The organism is Streptomyces sp. URMC 124 (assembly GCF_051386455.1).
Lineage (GTDB): Bacteria > Actinomycetota > Actinomycetes > Streptomycetales > Streptomycetaceae > Streptomyces.
The window spans coordinates 1-5,637 of sequence record NZ_JBPQTS010000259.1; the positions used below are offsets into that span (position 1 = coordinate 1).

Annotated in this window: 4 protein-coding genes and 1 pseudogene; all 5 read right to left on the bottom strand. The window is 71.6% G+C overall.

What is annotated here, in order from left to right; all coding sequences use genetic code 11:
* A pseudogene (locus ACSNOG_RS31685) lies at positions 1-429 on the bottom strand (type VI secretion protein); the annotation flags it as partial.
* 98 nt (positions 430-527) lie between these two features.
* A complete protein-coding gene (locus ACSNOG_RS31690; RefSeq protein ID WP_436756151.1) occupies positions 528-1,946 on the bottom strand; it encodes an ATP-binding protein in 1,419 nt (472 codons plus the stop codon).
* 10 nt (positions 1,947-1,956) lie between these two features.
* Entirely contained in the window at positions 1,957-3,510 is a 1,554-nt protein-coding gene (locus tag ACSNOG_RS31695) for an SCO6880 family protein (protein ID WP_436756154.1), read from the bottom strand.
* 2 nt (positions 3,511-3,512) lie between these two features.
* Positions 3,513-4,847: a hypothetical protein gene (locus ACSNOG_RS31700; RefSeq protein WP_436756152.1), complete on the bottom strand. Its 1,335-nt coding sequence runs from the start codon at positions 4,845-4,847 to the stop codon at positions 3,513-3,515.
* Positions 4,837-5,637: hypothetical protein (locus ACSNOG_RS31705; RefSeq protein ID WP_436756153.1), on the bottom strand; the 801-nt coding region annotated here is incomplete at its 5' end. The genes ACSNOG_RS31705 and ACSNOG_RS31700, both read right to left, overlap by 11 nt.

Here is a 5,637-nt window from a genome sequence, read left to right on the forward strand (position 1 = left end):
GGCTACAGGATCCGCTGGCGTCGAGCCGCCCCCACCGCCCCGCTCCACCCGCTCCACCCGCGCCGACCCGTCCGCCCGCCGCCGTGCCCGTACCGCCTTCCACCGCGCCACCGTCCCCACGACGAAGACGCCGAGGACGACGAGCACGAGGAATTCGCCGATCAGGAGGCCCCAGAAGAGGCCGTAGCCGGACAGGGTGCCCGGCGGGGTGTCAGGCCAGGCGGCCGGCAGGTCCCGTGGTTGCGTCACCAGGTGCCGCAGCGCCAGGGGCGTACGGGTGAGGGTGACCGCCTCCGGCCAGGCGCCGTGAGCGAAGAGGGCGGCCAGGCCCGTCGCCGCCCACACCAGCAGCGTCATGGCCAGCAGCAGCCCGATGACCGCCATCAGCAGCCCGTCCGGGATGCCGCGCTCCGGTCGTCTCTCGCTCATGGATCCGCCCCGCCCCCTGCTTCCGCTTCCGCCCCGCCGCGCCCGCGGCCCTCGCCGCCACCGCGGCCCCCGCCGCGCCTCGGGCCACCGTCGCCGCCTCAGGCCACCGTCGACTCCGACGACGAGCCGTACGGTCCGCCCGCCGACTCCGCCTCCAGGGCCGCGGCCGCGCGCTCGGCGGCCGCTGCCTCGGCCGCCAGCTCGCGCGCGAAGTCGCCGTCCTCGGTCATGGCCCGGTCGGTGTAGACGAGCGGGCGTTCGATGTCGGTGACGAGGTGTTTGACGACCTGGACGTTGCCGTTGACGTCCCACACGGCGATGCCCGGGGTGAGCGTCGGGATGATCTCGACGGCCCAGCGGGGCAGGCCGAGCACCCGGCCCGTGGCGCGGGCCTCGTCGGCCTTCTGGGCGTAGATGGTGCGCGTGGAGGCCATCTTCAGGATCGCCGCGGCCTCGCGGGCGGCCGCGCCGTCCACGACGTCGGACAGGTGGTGGACCACCGCCACGAACGACAGGCCGAGCCGGCGGCCGAACTTCAGCAGCCGCTGGAAGAGCTGCGCCACGAACGGCGAGTTGATGATGTGCCAGGCCTCCTCGACCAGGAAGATCCGTTTCTTCCGGTCGGGCCTGATCCAGGTGTGCTCCAGCCAGACGCCCACGATCGCCATGAGGATGGGCATGGCGATGGAGTTGCGGTCGATGTGGGAGAGGTCGAAGACGATCAGGGGGGCGTCGAGGTCGATGCCGGCCGTCGTCGGGCCGTCGAACATGCCCCGCAGGTCACCGTCGACCAGCCGGTCCAGCACCAGGGCGACGTCCAGACCCCAGGCGCGGACGTCGTCTATGTCGACGTTCATCGTCTCCGCGGACTCGGCTTCGGGGTGCCGCAGCTGCTCCACGATGTCGGTCAGGACCGGCTGCCGGTCGAGGATCGTCTCGTTCACGTAGGCGTGGGCGACCTTGAGGGCGAAGCCGGAGCGCTCGTCCAGCCCGCGGCCCATCGCGACCTCGATGATCGTGCGCAGCAGGGCGAGCTGCCCGGTCGTGGTGATCGAGGGGTCGAGCGGGTTGAGCCGGATGCCGCCTTCGCGGGCCGCCATGGGGTCGAGCCGGACGGGTGTTATCCCCAGCTGCTGGGCGATCAGGTTCCACTCGCCGACGCCGTCCTCGCCCTGGGCGTCCAGGACGACGACCTGCCGGTCGCGGAAGCGCAGCTGGCGCAGGACGTAGGTCTTCTCCAGCGCCGACTTGCCGTTGCCGGACTCGCCGAGGACGAGCCAGTGCGGCGCGGGCAGCTGCTGGCCGTAGAGCTGGAAGGGGTCGTAGATGTAGCCCTTGCCGGAGTAGACCTCGCGCCCGATGACCACGCCGGAGTCGCCGAGGCCGGGGGCGGCGGTCGGCAGGTAGACGGCCTGCGCCTGGCCGGTGGAGGTCCGTACGGGCAGCCGCGTGGTCTCCACCTTCCCGAAGAGGAAGCTGGTGAACGCGTCGGTCAGGGAGGCGAGCGGGTCGAGCACGGCACTGCCCCTATCGTCGGATGCCGGTCGCGAACGGCAGGGTGTTGACGAAGGCCCGGTGGTGCTCGCGGTCGCACCACTCCAGCTTCAGGTAGCTCTTGCCGGCCGAGGCTCTTATGGTCCGCTTGTCGCGCGCGAGCGCCTCCGGCGAGCGCGACGACACCGTGATGTACCCGACGAGGTTGACGCCGGCCGCGCCGCTGGCGAGATCCTCGCCGCGCTGGTCGACCCGGGAGTGGTGGGCGACGTCGCGCGGGTCGACGACGCGGTTCATCTTGGCGGCGCGGGAGGCGTCCGCGTCGTCGTTGGTCTTCTCCGTCAGCATGCGCTCGATGGCGACGTCGGTCGGCTCCAGGTCCATGCAGACCGCGACCGTGCGGATCACGTCCGGGGTGTGGACGAGCAGGGGCGCGAGGAAGTTGACGCCCACCGGCGTCATGGGCCACTCCTTCACCCATGCGGTGGAATGACACCAGGGTGCGCGCGTTGACGACTCGCGGGTCTTGGCCTGGAGGTAGGTGGCCTCCATGGCGTCCAGCTCGGCGGGCCAGGCGTTGCGCTGGGTCATGGCCTGGATGTGGTCGATGGGGTGGTCCGGGTCGTACATGGAGTGCACGAGGGACGACAGCCGGCTCTGGCCGAGCGGCTGGCGCACCCGGATGTCGGCCTCGGCGAGGCGGGCGCAGATGTCCGTCAGCTCGCGCGCCATGACCACCGCGAGGCCTCCGTCGCGGTCCAGGCGCCGCTTGCCGCCGTCGTGGCGGGAGGCGCGCGCGATGGCGTTGGCCTCGGCGGCCAGCTCGCGCGTGTAGTGCATGCAGGCGACGAGGTAGGCGCGGTGCTGCTCGGAGGAGGTCGACACCATCGACTGCAGCTGGTCGTAGGACTCCTTGAGCCACTCCGGGGAGTTGACGTCGCCGCGGCGCTCGACGTCCTTGGCGTGGGCGTCCGGGTCGGCGGGGAGCGTGCGGGCGAGCATCTGGATGCGCGTCACGTACCCGTCGCCGTTGGCGACGTGCTTGAGGAGCGTGCCGAACCGGTCGACCAGCGCCTCCTGGTCCTCGGAGTCGCGCAGGCCCACGCCGGGGCCCTCGATCTCGATCGCCGCGGTGACCGTGCGCCGGTCGGCGTGCAGCAGCACCGCGATCTCGTCCGGGCCGAAGGGGGCGGCGAGCCAGTTGATCCGCCCGATGCCCGGGGGCGGGCCGACCTCGATCTCGCGGCCGTCCAGGCGCGTGCCCGCCTCGATCGCGGCGGACCGGTAGGCGGTGCCGCGGCGCAGGGTGCGCTTGAACGATCGGTTGATCTCAAACCATTTGTAGAACGTGCGGCCCTTGTACGGGACGTACACGGCGGCCAGCGCCAGCGTCGGGAACCCGGTAAGCGTGACGATCCGCAGCGGCAGGACGGGCACCAGGAGGCCGCACATCATGCCGAGGAAGGCCCCGGCGATGATCAGTGCGATCTCCCCGGTCTCCCGGTTCTTGCCCACGACCGCGTTGGGACGCGCACGGCCGATCAGATACGTACGGCGGGCCGCGATCGGCTGGGACGGGGCCTGGATCGTCAACTCCGCTCACCTCCTGGCGTATTGCTGCGGTTCTGGGCGCGCGGCGCGCGGGCGGCGGAATTGCCGCCTCCGTTGCCCCTGTTGTCGCCGGTGCGGGCGGGGGGCCGGGTGCTGTGGGCGGCGACGCCGCCCGCCACGGAGTCGGCCGGCCGGGGCTGGTGGCCGTTGCCCCCGGAGCCGCCCGAGCCGCGGGCGCTGTGGGTCGTGATGCCCTGCTTGACCAGGGCGGCGGGCGAGGAGATCACGGCGGCGGCCTGCCGGGACGCCGCGTCCTTGCTCGCGCTGCGGGTGCTCGCGATCTCGTCACCGAAGCCGGGCACGAAGCGGTAGATCATCGCGCTGGCGAAGATGGCCAGGATGATGATCGCGAGGCCGGAGACCACGGCCGAGAAGGAGTTCGGCCCCTTGCCGGACGACAGGGCTCCGGCGAGGCCCAGCACGACCACGATGATCGGCTTGACCAGGATCACCGCGATCATGATGCCCGCCCAGCGGCGGACGTGGCCCCACATGTTCTTGTCGACGAGCCCCGCGTAGACGGCCGTGCCCAGCAGCGCGCCCACGTACAGCAGGGCGGCGCGGATCACCAGCTCCAGCCAGAGCACGCCTGCGGCGAGCACCGACACCAACGACACCACGATCAGCATGATCGGGCCGCCGCCGATGCCCTCGCCCTTCTTCAGGGCGTCCGCGAACGTGCCGAAGAAGGCGTCGTTGTTCGCGTTCGTACCGGTGGCGATGACCTCGGTGACGCCGTCGGTCGCGGACACGAGCGTGTAGAGGATGAGCGGCGTGAACGCCGACGCCAGCACCGTGAGCCAGAGGAAGCCGACGGCTTCCGTGAACGCCTCGGTGAACGGCACCCCGCGCACGGCGCGCTTGGCCACGGCCAGCAGCCACAGGACGAGCGTCAGCACGGTGGAGGCGGCGAACACGACGGCGTACTGGCGCAGGAACGTGGCGTTGGTGAAGTCCACGTTCCCGGTGGCCTCGACCGCGCCCGACAGCTTCTTGATGATCCAGGAGGCGGCGTCGGCACAGCCCTTCGCCAGGGAGGCGAGGGGGTCGAGGGCGGTTTGGGGGTCGGGGCCGGAGGGGGCTTTGTTCTCGCCCTGACAGATGCTCTTGGCGGGGCCGCGGATGAGGTCGCAGTCGGGGTTGGCGCCACCCTGGCTGGGGCTGGACGACGGGGCGGGCGAGGCCGACGGTGAGGTCGACGGCGAGGGCGGCGTGGGAGCCGCGGCAGCCCGCGAGGCCAGCGCGGTCAGCGCCACTTGGGCGGAGACGAGCATCGCCGTCAGGGAGAGGGCACGGCGGCGGCTACCTGGCATAAGTGAACCCTCCGAACCCTTGCACGGCTTCCGACATGTCCTTGGCCGTGGAAGCGGCCTGGTCGCGGCCGACAGGAGCCGGGCCGTCCTTCTGAGTGAAGTCGGTGACCTTCCAGTCGCCGTCCGTCCACTTCAGTTCGAAGGTGTTGGTGTACCAGCTCTCGGCGACCGGGCTCGTCGAGCCCTCGCCGGCGAGGCCGAAGAGGGCGGAATACCAGACGGCCACGCTTGCCGTATCGCCTTCGTACTTGACGGTCTTGGTGCCCACGGGGTTCGTGCGGGACACGAAGGTCATGTCCTTGGGGGCGTGGCCGCGGGCGTCGAGCCCGATCTTCTTGAGGAAGCCCTCGTCGGAGTAGACCTTGTCGAGGGCGCCTTGCCTGGCCGCGGCCACGTCGGGGGCGTACACGGCGCTGACGATCTGGTGGCGGGTGTCCTGGCGGAACATCCCGTCCCCCCCCAGCGCCACCGCAAAATTCGCCGCCGCCGACTGCGCCCCCTGCTCCGTCCGCGCAAAACCGGAAGCAATTCCTCCGGTCTTGCCCCCCACCGGCTTGACGCCCGACGGAGCCGTCGCCTCCGCCCTGACCCCGTCCCCGCTCTTCTTCGCATCGTCCGAGTCGGATCCGCCGCCTCTGTTGGCGAAGGCGATGGCCGCGATGAGCAGGACGACCACGCCGACGACCGTGATCATGTTCCGGCTGGAGAAACCCGCGCGCCCGCCGCGCGCCCCGCGCCCCCGGCGGGGGCCGTACGGATCGCCCTCGCCCTCCGGCAGCCGGGTGCGGGT